At 73.0% G+C, this 17,227-nt stretch carries 17 protein-coding genes; 5 read left to right on the top strand and 12 right to left on the bottom strand.

Features of this window, described 5'->3' with window-relative positions:
- Positions 1-71: 71 nt before the first annotated feature.
- A complete protein-coding gene (locus OG446_RS30935; RefSeq protein ID WP_328897091.1) occupies positions 72-1,625 on the top strand; it encodes a peptidoglycan-binding protein in 1,554 nt (517 codons plus the stop codon).
- A gap of 157 nt (positions 1,626-1,782) precedes the next feature.
- On the opposite strand, the gene OG446_RS30930 is transcribed toward OG446_RS30935, so the two are convergent.
- From OG446_RS30930 to OG446_RS30900, 7 genes are all read right to left on the bottom strand, one after another.
- Complete coding sequence (locus OG446_RS30930) at positions 1,783-2,175, bottom strand: ArsR/SmtB family transcription factor (protein ID WP_328897090.1); 393 nt, start codon at positions 2,173-2,175, stop codon at positions 1,783-1,785.
- A 238-nt stretch (positions 2,176-2,413) separates the two neighbouring features.
- Positions 2,414-2,779 carry a zinc ribbon domain-containing protein YjdM gene (locus OG446_RS30925; protein ID WP_328897089.1) on the bottom strand — a complete coding sequence of 122 codons (366 nt, stop codon included), beginning with the start codon at positions 2,777-2,779 and terminating at the stop codon, positions 2,414-2,416.
- A gap of 48 nt (positions 2,780-2,827) precedes the next feature.
- Positions 2,828-3,199 (bottom strand): ATP-binding protein, encoded by a 372-nt coding sequence (locus tag OG446_RS30920; RefSeq protein ID WP_443050292.1) that lies wholly within the window; start codon positions 3,197-3,199, stop codon positions 2,828-2,830.
- A 139-nt stretch (positions 3,200-3,338) separates the two neighbouring features.
- On the bottom strand, positions 3,339-5,009 hold the full coding sequence (locus OG446_RS30915) for a SulP family inorganic anion transporter (protein ID WP_443050291.1): 1,671 nt from the start codon (positions 5,007-5,009) through the stop codon (positions 3,339-3,341).
- Between the two features lie 68 nt (positions 5,010-5,077).
- Entirely contained in the window at positions 5,078-5,419 is a 342-nt protein-coding gene (locus tag OG446_RS30910; protein ID WP_328897086.1) for an ArsR/SmtB family transcription factor, read from the bottom strand.
- 298 nt (positions 5,420-5,717) lie between these two features.
- Entirely contained in the window at positions 5,718-6,278 is a 561-nt protein-coding gene (locus OG446_RS30905; RefSeq protein ID WP_328897085.1) for a dihydrofolate reductase family protein, read from the bottom strand.
- A 144-nt stretch (positions 6,279-6,422) separates the two neighbouring features.
- Entirely contained in the window at positions 6,423-6,872 is a 450-nt protein-coding gene (locus OG446_RS30900) for a DUF5707 domain-containing protein (RefSeq protein ID WP_328897084.1), read from the bottom strand.
- A 232-nt stretch (positions 6,873-7,104) separates the two neighbouring features.
- Between OG446_RS30900 and OG446_RS30895 the strand changes: the two genes are divergently transcribed.
- From OG446_RS30895 to OG446_RS30880, 4 genes are all read left to right on the top strand, one after another.
- Positions 7,105-9,441, top strand: a complete 2,337-nt coding sequence (locus tag OG446_RS30895; RefSeq protein ID WP_328897083.1) for a sensor histidine kinase — start codon at positions 7,105-7,107, stop codon at positions 9,439-9,441.
- A complete protein-coding gene (locus tag OG446_RS30890) occupies positions 9,438-10,124 on the top strand; it encodes a response regulator transcription factor (protein ID WP_328897082.1) in 687 nt (228 codons plus the stop codon). The genes OG446_RS30895 and OG446_RS30890 overlap by 4 nt, the downstream gene beginning before the upstream one ends.
- Positions 10,121-11,161 carry a hypothetical protein gene (locus tag OG446_RS30885; RefSeq protein WP_328897081.1) on the top strand — a complete coding sequence of 347 codons (1,041 nt, stop codon included), beginning with the start codon at positions 10,121-10,123 and terminating at the stop codon, positions 11,159-11,161. The genes OG446_RS30890 and OG446_RS30885 overlap by 4 nt, the downstream gene beginning before the upstream one ends.
- 162 nt (positions 11,162-11,323) lie before the next feature.
- Entirely contained in the window at positions 11,324-12,592 is a 1,269-nt protein-coding gene (locus tag OG446_RS30880) for an MFS transporter (RefSeq protein WP_443050290.1), read from the top strand.
- Here the strand turns inward: OG446_RS30880 and OG446_RS30875 are convergent.
- The 5 genes from OG446_RS30875 to OG446_RS30855 form a co-directional block, all read right to left on the bottom strand.
- Entirely contained in the window at positions 12,579-13,322 is a 744-nt protein-coding gene (locus OG446_RS30875) for an SDR family NAD(P)-dependent oxidoreductase (protein WP_328897080.1), read from the bottom strand. The two genes, OG446_RS30880 and OG446_RS30875, sit on opposite strands and share 14 nt — an antisense overlap.
- A gap of 90 nt (positions 13,323-13,412) precedes the next feature.
- Complete coding sequence (locus tag OG446_RS30870; protein ID WP_328897079.1) at positions 13,413-14,129, bottom strand: urease accessory protein UreD; 717 nt, start codon at positions 14,127-14,129, stop codon at positions 13,413-13,415.
- Positions 14,126-14,851 carry an urease accessory protein UreG gene (ureG, locus tag OG446_RS30865; protein ID WP_443050289.1) on the bottom strand — a complete coding sequence of 242 codons (726 nt, stop codon included), beginning with the start codon at positions 14,849-14,851 and terminating at the stop codon, positions 14,126-14,128. The genes OG446_RS30870 and ureG overlap by 4 nt, the downstream gene beginning before the upstream one ends.
- A gap of 7 nt (positions 14,852-14,858) precedes the next feature.
- Positions 14,859-15,524, bottom strand: coding sequence for an urease accessory protein UreF (locus OG446_RS30860; RefSeq protein ID WP_328897078.1), 666 nt, complete (start codon positions 15,522-15,524; stop codon positions 14,859-14,861).
- The gene (locus OG446_RS30855) at positions 15,524-17,227 is read right to left on the bottom strand and encodes an urease subunit alpha (RefSeq protein WP_328897077.1); all 1,704 of its coding nucleotides are present in this window, start codon (positions 17,225-17,227) and stop codon (positions 15,524-15,526) included. Before OG446_RS30855 ends, OG446_RS30860 begins: the two co-directional genes overlap by 1 nt.

The raw sequence follows: 17,227 nt of genomic DNA, 5'->3' as shown, positions 1-17,227 counted from the left end.
GGCTTCGCGGCCCCCGGTCCCAGCTGTCCGGGTCCGGCGCCGTTCTCCTCCCACCACGAGCAGGAGCAGGTATGCCCACACGCGCCGCCCCCCACACCCAGGCCCGCGCCACCGTGCTCGCGGCCCTCACCGCCACCGTCCTGGCCGCGACCGGCACCCCGGCCCTCGCCTCGACGGACACCGGGCGCCCCATGAACCGGGCGTTCGAGCGGGCCGCCGAGACGTACGACGTACCCCGCGATCTGCTCGCCGCCGTCGGTTACGGCGAGACCCGGCTCGACGGCCACTCCGGGCGCCCCAGCCAGGCGAACGGCTTCGGCGTCATGCACCTGGTCAGCAACCCCGCCCACCGGACCCTGGAGCAGGCCGCCGGCCTCACCGGGAAGCCTCCGGCCGAGCTCCGCACCGACACCCCGGCCAACATCCTGGGCGGCGCGGCCGTCCTGCGGGGGTACGCGGACAAGCTGGGTCTCGACGCCGGGGACCGCGGCGACCTCGGCGCCTGGTACCCGGTCGTCGCCCGGTACAGCGGCGCCGACGGGCCGGCCGCCGCCCTCTACGCCGACACGGTCTACACGTTCCTGGCCGACGGACTCGACGCCGTCGCCCCGGACGGCGAGCGCATCTCGGTGACGGGCCGCCCGGTCTCCCCGCACAAGGACGGCCTCACCACCACGGACGCGAGCGTCCGGAGCGCCGACTACCCGTCCGCCCTCTGGGCCGCGGCCGACCCGAACAACTTCGCCACGGGCCGCTCGGCGACCATCGACAAGGTGGTCGTCCATGTCACGCAGGGCTCGTACGCGGGCACGATCAGCTGGTTCCAGGACCCGGTGTCCGAGGTGAGCTCCCACTACGTGGTGCGCTCGTCGGACGGCCAGATCACCCAGATGGTGCGCGACAGCGACACCGCGTACCACGCGCGGAGTGCCAACGCCTCGTCGCTCGGCATCGAGCACGAGGGCTTCATCGACGACCCGTCCTGGTTCACGGACTCGATGTACCGGTCCTCGGCCGCCCTGACCGCGTACCTGTGCGACCGGTACGACATCCCGAAGGACCGCACGCACATCATGGGACACGTCGACGTGCCCGGCAACGACCACACCGACCCCGGACCGTACTGGGACTGGGACCGCTACATGGAGCTGGTCGGCGGGAGCAACGACGGCGGCACCGGCGCCGACGGGCTGAGCTTCACGGCGTACGCGACGCAGCGCAGCGGTTCGACGGGCACCCAGGTGCGAGCCGTCCAGACGCTGCTGAACGCGCAGAACTACCCGGTGGGCGAGGTGGACGGCAGCTTCGGCCCGGACACGGAGGGTGCGGTGAAGAAGTTCCAGACCGCGCGCGGGCTGCAGTCGGACGGCGTGGTGGGGGCCAGGACGTGGACCGCGCTGCTGTCCGCGGGTACCACGCCCGAGATCGCGGAAGGCGCCTCGGGCGACACGGTGAAGCGGCTCCAGCGCGCGCTGACCGCGGCGCTCGGCTCGACGGTCGGCATCGACGGGAGCTTCGGCCCTGGGACGGCGACCGCGGTGCGGAGCTACCAGACGAGCCGGGGCCTGACGGTCGACGGCATCGTGGGACCGGGCACCTGGGGAGCGCTCCAGGCGGGCAAGTGACGGCCGAAGAGCCCCGGGGGCGCGGCCAGGGCCTTCGGCCTGATCCGCCTAGGAGCCCCCGGGACCCCGGGGGCTCCTAGGCACGTTCGGGACGCCGGAGCTGCTGAGGCCTACTGAGGGTCGCAGCAACGGTGCGAGAAGAGCGTCCTGCCGGCCTTCACCGCGGCGTGGGCCCGCGCCGCCGGGGCTCGGCGTCGGAATCGCGTGCGGAATCGGCATAGGGTTCGGCGGCCTGAAGATCGGCCAGCAGTTCGGCCTGGCCCGTCAGCACGCCGGACAGGATGTTCCGCGCCACCCGCAGCAGCTCCGCCGTCTGCGGGTTGGTCAGCGAGTAGTAGACGGCGGAGCCCTCGCGACGGGGAACGACCAGGTTGGCCCGGCGCAGGACGGCCAGTTGCTGGGAGAGGTGCGCCGCTTCGACGCCGATTTCGGACAGCATCTCGGACACCGCGTGCTCGCGTCGGCTGAGGAGTTCCAGCACGCGAATACGCACCGGGTGACCGAGGGTTTTGAAGAACTCCGCCTTGAGCTGGTACAGCGGCGCGCTCACCGACCGGACCCCGCCCCGCTCCGGGCCGCCGGCCCGCCGGGGGCCCGGCCGGCCGCTGTCGGGCGAGTACCGCCCACCGCATCCACCTCAGAACACTTCACCATGGGACCATCATCGCGCCCCCGCACCGAGGTCGTGACCTCGGGATCGCCGGGAACGGCGCTGCGGCAGCCACCCGGGGTGACGTCGCGGCGCGGCGGCGCTCCGCTCGCCCGCCGCCGCTCACCGAAGCGCCCGGTCAGGCCTTCTTGACCACTCCGGACTTGAGCTGCATGGGGCCGAAGCCCTCGATCCTGCAGTCGATGTCGTGACCGTCCACACCGTCCACCAGGCGGATGTTGCGTACCTTGGTGCCGGCCTTGATTCCGCCCGGGCTTCCCTTGACCTTCAGCGTCCTGGTCACCGTCACCGTGTCGCCGTCGGCGAGCACGTTCCCGACCGCATCCCTGATCAGCCCGTCGTCCTCGGTGCCGGCCGCGGCTTCGGCGGACGCGGGCGACCATTCATGACCACATTCGGGGCAGACCAGCAGCGCACCCATCTCGTAGGTGTACACGCCGGAGCATTCAGGGCAGGGCGGCAGCGTCTCGGTCGCATCGCTCATGGTGATTCCTTCTCTGATCGTTCTTGTGCGGGGGTCGGTAGCTGTCTTTCACAGCGGGAGGGTGATCCAGATGCTCTTGCCCCGGCCGTCCGCGTCGCCCCGGATGACGGCGGTGCCGCCGAGGCCGAGGGTGAGTTCCATGACGGTGCCCAGTCCGCCGCTGCCCGTACGGGTGGTCGCCGAGAGGAGCGGAGGCCGGCAGGGGTGCAGGTCGTGCACGGCGAACGCGAACGTGTCCGGACCGGCCGCGTAGATGACGGTCACGTTCGGGGACAGCGCGGCGGCGTGCCGGACGCTGTTCGTGACCAGCTCGGACAGGATCAGCAGCGCCGGATCGACCGCGGGGTGACGTCGGCTGACGCCCCACTCGGTCAGGACCTGCTCGGTGGTCTCACGGGCGATCCGCACGGCGGAGCCCATCGCGGGCAGAGTCAGTACGTGCCGCAATGGAAGAGCCTGGAGTTGTCCGCTCACCGGGCGGCCCCGGCGCCGGCCGGAAGGAGCCCCGTGGCGGTCCGGGGGATGCTCACCGGCATGCCGTACGACCCGTGTGTGAGCATCAGGAGGCCTCTTCCGTGACGAGTGCGGTGACGGGTGCGGTGACTGGTGCGGGTGCGGCGGGCAGGAGTCCGGCCTGATGCAGGTGGGCGCGGGCCCCGGCGATCGCCTCCGGTGTGGTGGCGTACTCGCGCCCCTCCCGGCGCAGCAGGTCCAGCGCGCCGACCGATGCGAGGGCGCGTCGCTGGCCGGGCCGGATGCCCGAGGTCAGTACCGCGATGCCGCGCCGGTTCAGCTTCTCCACGGCGTCCTTGAGGACCAGGGCCCCGGTGGCGTCCATCGTGGTGATCCGTGACATCCGCAGGATCACCACGCGGGCGTCGGCGACCTCGGAGAGTTCCAGGAGGAAGCGATGGGCACCGGCGAAGAACACCGGCCCGTCGATGCGGTAGGCGACGATGTGCTCGGCCAGCAGCGCGTGCTCCTCCTCGCTGTGTTCGCCCGGCAGATCGGCCGTGAAGTCGACCTGGTCCATCCGGGCGTGCTGGGCGACCGCCTTCAGCGCGAGGGCCCCCGCCACGACCAGGCCGATGACGACCGCGTAGACAAGGTCGAGGACCAGGGTGGCCACGGCCGTCAGCACCAGCACGACCGCGTCCGAGCGGGTCGCCCGGATCATCGCCCGCAGGGCGCCGACCTCGACCATGCGGATCGCGGTGGCCAGCAGCACCCCGGCGAGCGCGGCCAGGGGGATCCTGGAGACGAGCGGGGCGGCGGCGAACACGATCACCGCGAGGACGGCGGCATGGGTCAGGGAGGCGAGGCGGGAGCCCGCGCCGCTGCGGACGTTGACGGCGGTACGGGCGATCGCCGCGGTGGCGGGCACACCGCCGAACAGCGGGGCGGCCAGGTTCGCGATGCCCTGCCCGAAGAGCTCCTTGTCCGGGTCGTGCTTCTGGCCCACCGTCATGCCGTCGGCGACCGTGGCCGACAGCAGCGACTCCAGCGCCGCGAGCGCGGCGACCGCCACGGCCGGGGCGAGCAGCGAGCCCAGTGCGGACAGGTCGAGGAAGGCGAGCGACGGCGCGGGCAGCCCGGACGGCAGGTCACCGATGGGGGCCGCCGCGTCGAGGTGGAAGATCTGGGCGGCCAGCGTCGCGGCGACGACACCGACGATCGAGAACGGGATGGTGGGCCTCCACCGGGCACCGAGCAGCATCACGGCCGCCACGGCGAGGGCAAGAGCGATCGCGGTCCAGTTCGGTGTGCGTACGAACTCCTCGACGGCCCTCCAGGTCACCACCAGGACCTTGTCGCCCTCGGGTTTGGGCACACCGAGGGCGTTCGGGACCTGCTGCAGGCCGATCACGCACGCGATGCCAAGGGTGAAGCCCTCCACCACGGGCGCCGGGACGTACCGCATGTACTGGCCGGCCTTCAGGAGGGCCAGAGTGATCAGCAGCCCGCCGGCCATCAGGCCGACCGTCAGCACCCCGCCCGGCCCGTACCGGTCCACGATCGGCACCAGCACCACCGTCATCGCGCCGGTCGGCCCGGATACCTGGAGGTTGGAGCCGCCGAAGAGCGCCGCGAGCGCACCGGCGACGACAGCCGTGGCCAGTCCGGCCTCGGCGCCCAGACCGGAGGAGACCCCGAAGCCGAGCGCGAGCGGCAGTGCCACGATCGCCACGGTGAGGCCGGCGAGCAGGTCGCGCCGAGGATTGCGGGCCATGACGGCGAAGTCCGCACGGGCGGGCAGCAGGGACCGCACCCGGTCCCAGGACCGGGCAGTCGACAGGCTCACCGCGCCGAGACCTCGGCTTCCCGCAGCTCCGCCAGCAGTTGGTTCTGCCCGTCCAGCATCTCGGTCAGGATCCGCCGCGCCGCCCGCATCAGCTCCGCCACGTCCCCACCCGCCAGCTCGTAGACGACCGTCGAGCCCTCGCGCGCGGAGGAGACGATGCCCGAACGGCGCAGCACCGCCAGTTGCTGGGACAGCGCCGAAGGCTCCACCCCGATCGCCGCCAGCAGGTCACGGACCGGCATCCGGCCGTCCTGCAGCAGCTCCAGAACCCTTATCCGCACGGGGTGCCCGAGCATGCGGAAAAACTCGGCCTTGGCCTGATACAGCGGAACGGGCACGGTCTCGGACTCCCTTCGCACCCCGACGGTTGGGGCTGCGCTCGGCGCTGTGCCCGCGGGTACCCGCCGGCACAGCCACCACAGCATGTAATGAATTGCAGAATTTCGCAATTCATAGATTCACTGCACGGGCTTGGCTTTGCCGGGGGCAGGAGTCCCTCATGCGGACCGTGGCGGCGGGCCTACGGCCCCGGCGGACCGACGCGAGGGCCGGACCGAGTGGCACGACCGCATCAGCGGCGGCACCCGCGCGCTCGGGTGCCGGTGCCCGAGTGCCCGATTCGGCCCACGCCGCCGCTCAGGCCCGCGCGTACCGCAGTTCCACGACCCCGCTGCCGAAGGTCCGCGTTCCCGCGAGCCGGAGTGCGGTCCTGGTGTCCGACGACGGGAACATGGACCTCCCCCGGCCGATCAGGACCGGATGGACGTAGACGCAGTACTCGTCGATCAGGTCGAGCGCCGCGAAGGACGCGGCGAGGTCGGCACCGCCGAGCCCCAGGTCACCGCCGGGCTGCTCCTTCAGTGCCCTGACCTCTTCGGGCACGACCTCGCGCACGATCGTGGTGTTCCAGTCCGCCCGCTCCAGCGTCCGGGAGTAGACGTACTTCGGCATGTTCCGCCAGATGACGGCGAAATCGGCCATCGGCCCCGCGTTCGCCGGGTCCTGGTCCGCGGTGGGCCAGAAATCCGCCATCAGCTCATGGACGACCCGCCCGTGAAGGAACCCGCCCATGCCGGCGATCCGCTCGTTGAAGTAGCGGTGCAGTTCGTCGTCGACGAGATGCCAGCTGATGTCCCGGTCCGGTCCCTCGAAGAAGCCGTCGAGGGAGACCGACATGGAATAGATGATCTTTCGCATCGCGAACCTCACCGGAAGCCTCGGGACGGAACTGTCGGGACGATTCCCGACCATACCGGGCAGCCGGTCGCGGGCGCGGGAACCGGCCGCTTCAGACGATTCGCCTCTGACGGTTCGGCGTGGGGCGGTTCGGCGTGGGGCGGTTCAGCGCGTGACGGTGAAAGTGGCCGCGCGCGGCACGAACTTCGTGTCTCCGTCCTTCGCGGTCACCAGCACCGACACGTCCCAGGCACCTTCCGCCAGACCGGCCGCGTCCTGCTGTGTCACCTTCAGCGTGTAGGTGCAGCGCGAGGTGGTGTCCGAGGTGCTGCGGCAGGTGGCCGCGTCCACGGACCGCATCTCCGCCTCGGTCGGGTCGAGCTTCGAACTCGTCGGCCAGGCAAGGACCTTGAGGCTGCGCACACCCGAGTCGTCGCTGACGTCCGCGGTGTACCTGAGTGCCCCCGCACCGCGCGGGGACGGTGCCGCGTAGTGGGCCGAACCGTTCTTCACGCTCGGCTCGGTGGTGGCCGTGGCCATGGCGTATCCGCCGGCGGCGACGGCGCCGAGAGCGACGGCGCCGATGAGGGACGGGACGAGGACGCGCTTGGACATGGGGACCCCTTGAATCGATGGAGGAGTTGACGGGCGGGAGGTGCGGAAGCCGGTGACCGGCCGCTTTCCCGATGTGATCGAGCCTAGGGCCGGCAGATGCCCGCGGTCCTCGGGCTGCGGGACGATCGCGGCCTCCCACCGCGGGTGCAGAGCCTGCACCCCAGGTAAGAGACCGGCGTCCACCTCCGGTCGGAGGACGGCCGCTCACCTGCGGTCATACCCTTGGTCCCTGATGAATCGAACCGACCACCGACTGCTTCCGCTCCTGCTGATCTGCGCCCAGGCCGCGGTGTGGCCGGGGGCGGGCCTGATCCGTGGGTCCGTCCCGGCCGGGTCCGCGCTCCTCGTGGCGGCCCTCGTCGCCGGGCTGGTGACGGCCGCGCTCCTCGTCCGCCGCGCAAGGCCGGTGACCACCCTCGTCCTGGTCACCGCCGCCTGCGCCCTGGGGGCCGGTCCGCTGCCGCCGGGCGCGGTGGCCGTACTGGGTACGGCCGGTGTCGCGCTGGCGCTGTTCACGGTGGCCTGCGAACACGACACCTTCACCGCCGTGTTGTGCGTCCTGGCACTCGCCGCCTGGCAATCCGTGTACAACCTCAGCCTGCACGGGCTCAGTGACCGCGACGGACTCGACCTCGTCCTGACGGCCGTGCTGTACGCCGCCACGTGCGCCGCCGGGCTGCTCGTACGCCGGGCCCGGCAGGCGCGACGGACCGCCGGGCAACTGTTGATCCGGGCCGAGACCGAACGCCATCGCCTCCCCGGTGCCGAACGGAAGCGGATGGAGCGGGAGTTGCACGATGTCAGCGCCCACCACCTGACCGCCGTGGTCGTCACGGCCGGTGCCGCCCTCGGGCTGCGCGAGCGCCGGCCGGAGCTGGCCGGTGAAGCACTGCAGTTCGCTGCCGAGACCGGCCGCGAGGTCACCCGGGCGCTGGGAGCGGTGCGGGCTCCGGCGCCCTCGCGGGAACAGCTCCCGTCGCCGAGGGAGCGGTTGCTGGGACTGGCCGCCGGATTCTCCCGGCTGGGCAGGCAGGTGGAGTGCGAGATCGATTCCCTGCCGGACGGCGCCGTCGCGGACGCTGCGTTCGGCATCGTGCGCGAGGCGCTGACCAACGTGGCCCGGCACGCTCCGGGTGCGGCAACGACGGTGACGTGCCGGTACGGCGACGCGCGCACGGAGGTCGTGATCACGAGCGCGGCGCCACCGGCGGGAGCGGCCGCGCACGGCGCGGGGCTCGGTTCGGGGCGCGGACAGGGTTTTCTGCGGTCCCGGGCGCGGGAGGCGGGCGGCACGCTGACCAGCGGTCCGACGGCGGAGGGCGGCTGGGAGGTGTACGCGGTCCTGCCCGGCAGGAGCGCGGCCTCGGTGGAGCAGCCGGTCCCGTGGAACTACCGCCTCGCGCAGTTGACGGCCGCGGTCGTCCTCGTCCTGCAGCCGCTTCTTCCGATGCTGGTCATCCGGACGGATTCCGTTTCGAGCGGTGCGCGGGTGTCGGCAGGTGTGCTCTTCGCCCTGCTGGCCGCGGCGCAGGCGTTCGCGCTGCTGTGGCGGCGACGGGCGCCCGTCGCCACCCTGGGGATCGTGACGGCCCTGGCCCTGCTCTGGCCGGTGGCGATGGCCGTGGGCCAGTACACCGGTCCGGTGCTCCTGCCGCTGGTGCTGAGCATGGCCGCCACGTGTGCGGCGGTCGCCTCCGCCGCGGTGCGCGCTGCCGTCACCGGCACGCTCGACGCCGACGGCCGCCCGCGCGTCGCCCTGCCGATCGTCCCGTTGGTGGCCGTGGTGGCACACGCGGCCGCCACGACCGCCGCCTTCCTGCACCGGGGCGCGGGCGTACCCGTGTGGGCGCTCGCCGCAGGGGCGACGGCCCAGGCGGCCCTGGTGACCGGCGCGGCATGGTGGGCCGGGTCCTTGCGCGGGCGTCGCATCCGGGCGGCCCGCAGCTCGCAGGCGGAACACCTCGCGGCCTGGACCGAGGAGGCGGTGCGGGACGCGTGGGCGGAGCGCCGCCGGATCGCCGACGGGCTGGAGACCACCGTGCTGGCGCGCACCGCCGACATGGTCGCGCAGGCCGAGGCGGGCCGGCTCGACGCGGTCGCCGACCACGCCCGCGAGGCCCTGGCCGCGATGCGCGGCCTGCTCGACACGGCCCGCGAGGCGCAGGAGCCGCCGGCGCTCCGTCCGCAGCCCACGCTCCAGGCCCTTGACCTGCTGGCCCATCAGATCCGGGCCACCGGCCGCGAGGTCGAGATACGGCCGGCCGGTCTGATGCCGGGACAGCTGTCCACCACCGTGGACCTGGCCGCCTACCATGCCTGCGAAACGATCATCACGGCCGGCGGCGAGGAGCCCATGGTGCTGGCACTCGACGCGGACGACACGGCGTTGACGCTCACGGCGACCGGAGTGCCGGATCACGTGCGCCCGTCCCTGTGCCGGCAACTGGCCGTGCGGGCCGCGGTGATCGGCGGGACCGTCGCCGGCGGTCCTTCGGGCCCGGTGCGGGTCCGGCTCCCGCTGACGGCGGCACCTGCCGTGCGGCGATACGACGAGGAGGGACAACGATGAGCCTCAGCGTGCTGGTCGTCGACGACCAGGGCATCGTACGGGCGGGATTCGCCGCCGTGGTCGACGGCGAGGAGGACATGACAGTGGTCGGCGAGGCCGCCGACGGAGCGGAGGCGGTGCGGCTTGCCGAGGAGTTGGCACCCGACGTGGTCCTCATGGACGTCCGTATGCCGGAACTCGACGGCATCGCCGCCACCCGCATCATCACCGGCCGCCCCGACGCCCCTCGCGTCCTGGTGCTGACCACCTTCGACCTCGACGCGTACGTGTTCGACGCCCTGCGCGCCGGGGCGTCCGGCTTCCTCCTCAAGGACGTGCGTCCCGGCGAACTGCTGGACGGCATCAGGGTGGTGGCCGCCGGCGAGAGCGTCCTCGCCCCGTCCGCCACCCATCGGCTCATCGGCCACTACGCGTCCGCACCGGGCGCCGGCATCCCGGGCGCCCCGGCCCCCCGCGAGCTGAACGGCCTGACCGGCCGTGAGCAGGGGGTCCTGACCCTGATCGCGGCCGGGCTCACCAACACGGAGATCGCCGAGCACCTCGACATCACCGTCGGCACCGTGAAATCACATGTCAACGCGGTACTCCGCAAGCTCGGACTGCGCGACCGGGTCCAGGCGACGATCCTCGCCTACGATCTCGGGCTCGCCCGGCCGGACCGGTCCCGGGGAGTTCCGTCATGAGGATCGGAGCCGCGCGCGCCGCCGCGGTCCGCTGGGTGGCCACCCACGCCCGTCCCGTCGCCGGCTACCGCGGGGCGTACTTCAGCGGCTCGACGGTCGGCCGGCCCGACGACGCCGAGCTGCCGCCCTCCTCCGACGTCGACGTCGTGGTCGTCACGGAGGAGGACGACCCGCCCGCCAAGCCCGGCAAACTCCGCCACGAGGGCGTGCTGCTGGAGATCACGTACGTGCCGTGGGCCGAACTGCGCGACCCGGAGACGGTGCTCTCCTCGTACCATCTGGCCGGCAGTTTCCGCCGGGACACGGTCATCGACGATCCCACCGGCGGCCTGCGCGTCCTGTACGCGGACGTCGCGCCCCGCTTCGCCGAGCGCGACTGGGTGCGCCGCCGGTGTCTGGACGCCCGGCAGCGCGTCGAGGGCCGCCTGGCCGCGTTCGACGCCTCCGTCCCCTTTCACGAGCAGGTCCCGGCGTGGATGTTCCCCACCGGGGTCACCACGCACGTCCTGCTGGTCGCCGCCCTGCGCAACCCCACCGTCCGGCTGCGCTACCGGGCCGTACGCGACGTCCTCACCTCGTACGGGCAGCCGGAGCTCTATCGCGAGCTCCTGGAACTTCTCGGCTGCGCCGACGTGTCCGCGGATCTGGTCCGTCACCACCTGGCCGAGCTGACGCGGACGTTCGACGCCACGGTCCCGGTGGCGCGCACCCCGTTCTTCTTCAGCAGCGACCTCACCCGGCAGGCGCGGCCCATCGCCGTCGACGGAAGCCTGGAGCTGATCGACCTCGGTGAGCACCGCGAGGCGGTCTTCTGGATCGTCGCGACGCTCGCCCGCTGCCACGCGGTCCTGGCCGTGGACGACCCCGCACTGCACGCCGAACGGCTCCCGGCGTTCCGGGCGGCGGTGGCTGATCTGACCGGGATCACCGGTACCGCCGATCTGCTGGAGCGGCGCGACGAGGTCCTTCGGTTCTTGCCTCGGCTGGACACGGCCGCGGAGAGCGTCCTGGCGGCCAACGCGGACATCAACAAATAGGGCCCCCTGCCACCGCGGCGCGCGCTCTGCTAATTTGCCCGCATGTTCCTTCCTCGTGCGTAGGACCCCGCACTGACCGCACCCCTCGTCCGGGGTGCGGCACTCCGGTGTCCCCGCATGCCCGCAGCGCCGCGTCCTCGCGCTGCCCTCACGAGGAAAGTCATCGTGTTCACACCCTCCGCGCCCTCGCGCGCGCCTTCGTACGCCACCGTGCTCCGCACCCCGCACGCCGCACGCACCTTCGGGGCCGCGCTGCTGGGACGGCTCTCGTACGGAATCGTCCCCCTCTCCCTCCTCCTCGCGATCAAGGACGCCACCGGCTCGTACGCCGCGGCCGGTGGTGCGATGGCGGTGTTCGGGGCCGCAAGTGTCGTCCTCTCCCCCGCCCGTGCCGCGCTGATCGACCGGCACGGGCCGCGCCGGGTCCTGCCGCCGATGGCGGGGCTGTACGCGGCGCTGCTCGCCGTGATCGCCCTGGCCGCCTGGCGGCCGGGGGCCCCACCGCTCGCCCTGGGCACCCTGGCCGTGGCGGCGGGGGCCTGCACGCCGCCGCTCGGGCCGGTCATGCGGACGCTGTGGAGCAGCCTCGTTCCCGACCGGGAGCTGCTGCAGCGCGCGTACAGCCTGGACGGCGTCGCCGAGGAACTGCTGTATGTGACAGGCCCCTTGCTGGTGGGCATCGTGGTGACGGTCACCGAACCTGCGGCCGGTGTCCTGGCCGGTGCGGTGCTCGTGTTCGTGGGGGCGTCGGCTCTGGTGTCGTCGCCCGCGGTGTCCCGCGCGCGCACGGTACGGCCCCCGGGCGGAGGGCCGGTCGCGCCCCGGCTGCGGTTGCACGGCATCGTCGCGCTGCGGCACGCGGTCGTGGTGACGGCCGCCGTGGGCCTCTGCCTCGGGGCACTCGATCTGCTGGTGGTGGCGTTCACCGAGCAGCTCCAGCGGCCGGCGGCGGTGTCCTGGGTGCTGGCGGCCCTCTCGGCCGGGAGCGCCGTCGGCGGTCTGGCCTACGGGGCGGTGCGGTGGAGGTCGGCGAGCCGGGTGCGGCTTCCGGTGGTGGCCGCCGCGCTGGGTGCGGCGCTCATGGTGGCCGGGGTCGCGCCGCACCTGTACGTGCTGGTCGCCGTCGCCGCGGTCGCCGGGCTGTTCGTCGCCCCGGCGCTCACGACCGCGTATCTGATCGCCGACGAGTCCGTGGACGCCGCCCGGCGCACCCAGGCGGGCGCCTGGGTGAACACCGCGTTCAACGCCGGTTCGTCGGGCGGTACGGCCGTGGTCGGCCTGCTCGTGGACCGGCTGCCGCTCGCCCTGTGCTTCGCGCTGGCGGCGGCCCCGGCGCTGGCGTGCGCGGCGCTGGTGGGCGCCGGGGCCCGCGGCCGCCGGGCGGCGGGAACAGGGGCCCCGGACGAGAGACCTCAGGTCAGCGGAGCTTGATCGCGCCGCCGTCGGCCATCAGGGTCTGGCCGGTGATGTAACGGGCGTCGTCGCTCGCCAGGAACGCGATGACGGGGGCGACGTCCGTGCGCGGGTCACCGAAGCGGCCGAGCGGGACCTTGGCGGCGGAGAGGGCGTACTGCTCGGGGTTGGCCTCGGCCCAGGCGGCGACGCCCGCGGTCTTCGCCATCGGCGCGACGACGTTGACGCGGATCTGGTCGGCGGCCCACTCGTTGGCGACGACCCGGCTCAGTCCGCGGATCGCCTCCTTCGCGGCGGCGTACGAGGCCTGGTTCGGCTGGCCGTCGATGCCCGCGCCCGAGCCGAAGTTGATCACCGAGCCCTGGCTCTTGCGGAGCTCGGGGTACGCGGCGAGCATGAAGTTGCGGGTGGCGAACAGGCCGGTGTCCAGGGCGAGCTTCCAGTCGTCCTCGGTCTGCTCGGTGAAGGGCCGTACGCGCGAGGCGCTGGCGTTGTTCACCAGGATGTCCACCGCGCCGAAGCGCTCGACGGCGGTGGCCACCGCCAGGTCGGCGACCGCCCGGTCGGAGACGTCTCCCCGGAGGAACGCGACCGCGTTCCCGAGATCGGCCACGAGGGCGTCGCCGGCCTCCTGCTGGAGGTCGACGACCACGACGCGTGCGCCGCGCTCGACGAGAATCCGGGTGACGGCCTCGCCGATGCCCGAGGCTCCTCCGGTGACGACGGCGACCTTGTTCTCCAGTGTCATTGCGCTGTTCCTCCGACTCGATGGGCCCGGCGCGGCTCCCCCGCACCACACCCTTGATATGCACCATACAGCTCATATGTATGGTGCATATCAAGGGCCGAGCCAGGACTCCCAGACCGCGTCCAGCTCCGCCGCGACCGCCGGGGCGGCCGTGTCCAGCAGCCGCACCTGCGCACCCGGGCCCGCCAGGTCCGTCCGGTAGGGATGCGGCGGGCCCGCCGGGGACGCGCCGAGTGCGGTGACGGCACCGATGACCCGGTGGGGACCGAGGACGCCGGGCAGTTCGCGCAGGTCCGGATCGGTCAGGTCGAGGTCCTCGACGAGGAGCTCACGCCCCTCGTACGTCACCCGCGTGGTGGCCCGCAGGCGGCCGCCGCGTTCGCCCGAGCGGCCGAGGACCAGAGTGTCGCGCCACAGCATCCGGGCCCCGGCGGCGAGCCGGGCATCCATCGTACGGACGACGTCCGCCCCGTCCGAGACGACGAACGGCAGTCCGTGCCACAGGAGTTCACCACCCTCGGCGATGTCCACCCGGGCCTGCCAGCGGGAGCGGCCGCCCCGGTGGTCGTAGGCGACCAGGCCGGCCGGCTCGACGAGCTCCAGGCGCGCGCCCGGGCCGACCGAGATCCGCAGTCCGAGGTCGTCGCCCGCCAGCAGCCCCGCCCGGGTGCCGACCAGGGCGATCCGTATCCGGTCGGGGGCGGGCATCAGGGGGCGGGGCGCGAGGAACGCGCCGGGCCGCAGCTCGCGCGCCAGGTGGCGGCCCGAGGCGTCGCGCTCGACGCCGACGACAACCGGTTCGTTCACGAGTGGCTGTGGGGTGCCATCGGACCCGGGTCCGTGGGCACATGGCTCCCCGCACGGTGGCGGGCGAGCAGGGACCGCACCCAGTCGGCGAGTTCGGCGACGGAGGCCGGGTCCTTCCGGGACAGGGCGAGGACGGGAAGACCGCCGCGGGCCCCTTCGGCGTCGGCCACCATGGCGGCGACGTCCACCTCCACGTAGGGCGCGAGGTCGGTCTTGTTGATGATCAGGAGGTCGGCGCCGGTGATGCCCGGGCCGCCCTTGCGGGCGACGTCGCCGCCGCCCGCGACATCGATGCAGAACAACTGCGCGTCGGCGAGGGCCGGGCTGAACGTGGCGGTGAGATTGTCGCCGCCGCTCTCGATGAGGACCAGGTCCAGCGGCCCGTACGCCTCCTCCAGGTCCTCGACGGCGTCCAGGTTGGCGCTGACGTCGTCGCGGATCGCGGTGTGCGGGCAGGCGCCGGTCTCGACCGCCCGGATCCGTTCGGTGGGCAGGACACCCGCCGAGCGCAGGAAGCGGGCGTCCTCGTCGGTGTAGATGTCGTTGGTGACGACCGCCATGGACAGTTCACCGGCGAGCTCGCGGCACAGGGTGGCCAGGATCGAGCTCTTCCCGGTGCCGACGGGGCCCGCGACGCCCAGGCGCAGCGCGCGCGGCTGGTTGAGCGGCTCGTGGAAGTGGGGGTTCGGCTGCGGGGCGGGAGTGGTGTGGTTGTCGGGCAGGGAGTTGTCAGGCAAGGAAGAGTCTCCGTTCGCGTCGTGCGTGTTCGAGCGCCCACTGTTCGGTGAGCGGGGCCGTACGGGCGGGCAGCCGGTCCGGGCCCGGTACGGCGAGGGCGGCGGTCACCGCCCGCGCCGCGTCGGGTTCGGCGGCGAGGATCCAGGCGACCGAGTCGAGCGGGTCGCCCGGCAGGAGTTTCAGCGCGGCCGAGGCGATGGTCTGGAGTTCGTCGTAGACGACGGCGTGCGCCAGTTCCTCCTCGGAGACGTTCAGTACGGCTCCGAGTGCGCCGAGCGCGACCGGTCGCAGCGGCCTGGGCCGCAGGGCGGCCAGTGCGGTGACCGCCGGATGGTCCGGCGCCAGCCGCCGGGCCAGCCGGTGCACGCCCCGGCCGAGCGCCGCCGACGCCTCGCGCTGGGGTGCGGCCGGGGTCCGGGCGGCGAGGGCGTGCTGTACGGGTCCGTAGTCGACCCTGTCCTGCCCGGCCGCCCGCAGCGCGAGGACGGCGGAGGCCGCCTCGGTCACGGCGGTGGTGTGCAGCCGGGCCCTGAGCAGTGCGGGGATCCGGTCGCGGGTGAGGCCGGCGGCGACGGCGGGTTCGAGTCCCGCGCTGTAGGTGTACGCGCCGACCGGGAGCCGCCCGTCGCCGAGCAGAAGAGAGGCGAGCGATGCCATCAGAACATGGAGTACCGCTGGGTCAGCGGCAGTTCGGTGGCGGGCGACGGCTCGACGAGTTCCCCGTCGATCCGGATGGCGAAGGTCTCCGGATCGACCTCGATGGCCGGGAGCGCGGTGTTGTTCGGCAGATCGGCCTTGGTGAGGTGACGGGTGGGGCGCACGGCGACCAGTTCGCGTACGAGACCGAGCCGTTCGGCGAGCCCGTCGTCCAGGGCGGCCGGGGAGACGAAGCCGACCGAGAGGTGCGGGGCCGCCCCGGCGGCGGCCGTGGGGCGCAGCAGTACGGGCTGGGTGGTGGGGATCGCGGCGTTGGCGTCGCCCAGGGGCGCGCACACGACCATGCCGCCCTTGATGACGGCGGCGGGACGGATGCCGAAGAACGCGGGGTCCCAGAGCACCAGGTCGGCGAGCTTGCCCGGTTCGACGGAGCCGATGACGTGGTCGATGCCATGGGCGACGGCGGGGCAGACCGTGTACTTGGCGACGTAGCGGCGGGCGCGTTCGTTGTCTGCGGGCAGCGCGCTGCCGCGGTCCCCGAAGCGCTGCTTCATGACGTGGGCGACCTGCCAGGTGCGGCAGACGACCTCACCGATGCGACCCATGGCCTGCGCGTCGGACGAGGTGATGGAGAGCGCGCCGATGTCGTGGAGGATGTCCTCGGCCGCGATGGTGGTGGCGCGGATGCGGGACTCGGCGAAGGCGAGGTCCTCGGGGACGCGCGGGTTGAGGTGGTGGCAGACCATCAGCATGTCGAGGTGTTCGTCGACGGTGTTGACGGTGTGCGGGAGCGTCGGGTTGGTGGAGGCCGGGAGGATGTTGGGGTGGGAGGCCACGGTGATGATGTCGGGTGCGTGGCCGCCGCCGGCGCCCTCGGCGTGGAAGACGTGGATCCCGCGTCCGGCGATGGCGTCGAGCGTCCCCTCGACGTAGCCGGCCTCGTTGAGGCTGTCGCCGTGCAGGGCGACCTGGAGGCCGTAGGTGTCGGCGGCCTTCAGCGCGGCGTCGATCGCCGCGGGGGTCGCACCCCAGTCCTCGTGGACCTTGTAGCCGCCCGCGCCGCCGAGCGCCGCCTCGCGCAGGGCCTCTTCACCGACGGTGGAGCCCTTGCCGAACAGCATGACGTTGAGCGGGACGTTCTCCAGGGACCGGAACATCATCGCGAGGTTCCACGCGCCGGGGGTGACGGTGGTGGCCTTGGATCCCTCGGTCGCTCCGGTGCCGCCGCCGATGACGGTCGTGGTGCCGGTGGCCAGGGCCTCGTGGAGGGTCTCCGGCATCAGGAAGTGGACGTGGGTGTCGACGGCCCCGGCGGTGAGGATGCGGCCCTCGCCGGAGACGACGTCGGTGCCGGGCCCGATGACGAGGTCAGGGTGGACCCCGTCGGCGATGTCGGGGTTGCCGGAGCGGCCGAGGGCGACGATCCGGCCGGCCCGGATGCCGACGTCGGCCTTGACGATGCCCCAGTGGTCGAGGACCACGGCGTTGGTGATGACCAGGTCGAGGGCGCCGTCGGCCCGCGAGGTGGTCGCCTGGGCCATGGATTCGCGGATCGACTTGCCACCGCCGAAGACGGCCTCCTCGCCGCCGAAGCAGCGGTCCTCCTCGACCTCGATCCAGAGGTCGGTGTCGGCGAGCCGGATGCGGTCGCCGGTGGTGGGCCCGTAGAGCGACGCATAGGCGGCGCGGGTCAGTTGTGCCAT

Source organism: Streptomyces sp. NBC_00236, from assembly GCF_036195045.1.
Classification (GTDB): Bacteria; Actinomycetota; Actinomycetes; order Streptomycetales; family Streptomycetaceae; genus Streptomyces.
This window is presented reverse-complemented; position numbering and strand designations above follow the sequence as displayed.